The sequence below is a fragment of the Niallia sp. MER 6 genome (assembly GCF_023714395.1).
Taxonomy (GTDB): Bacteria; Bacillota; Bacilli; order Bacillales; family Cytobacillaceae; genus Niallia.
In genome coordinates this window covers 1-219 of the sequence record NZ_JAMAUK010000154.1, presented here as the reverse complement: position 1 = coordinate 219, position 219 = coordinate 1, and the positions used below count along the sequence as shown (strand labels likewise).

Below are 219 nucleotides of genomic sequence, written 5' to 3'. Positions count from 1 at the left end.
TTGTTCCTTGAAAACTAGATTATGAATAGTAAGAACCAAGAAAGAAACCGAGTAATCGCCATCTTAGATTCTCTATTTAATAGAAGAATTTCAGGGTAAAGAGTAACATCTTTAGCCGAAACAAGTTAAGTTAGAAAGGGCGCACGGTGGATGCCTTGGCACTAGGAGCCGATGAAGGACGGTACTAACACCGATATGCTTCGGGGAGCTGTAAGTAAG

General features: G+C 41.1%; 1 rRNA gene. It reads left to right on the top strand.

Annotated elements, in window-relative coordinates:
• Positions 1–123 precede the first annotated feature (123 nt).
• Positions 124–219 (top strand): 23S ribosomal RNA (locus tag M3600_RS28790); the annotation flags it as partial.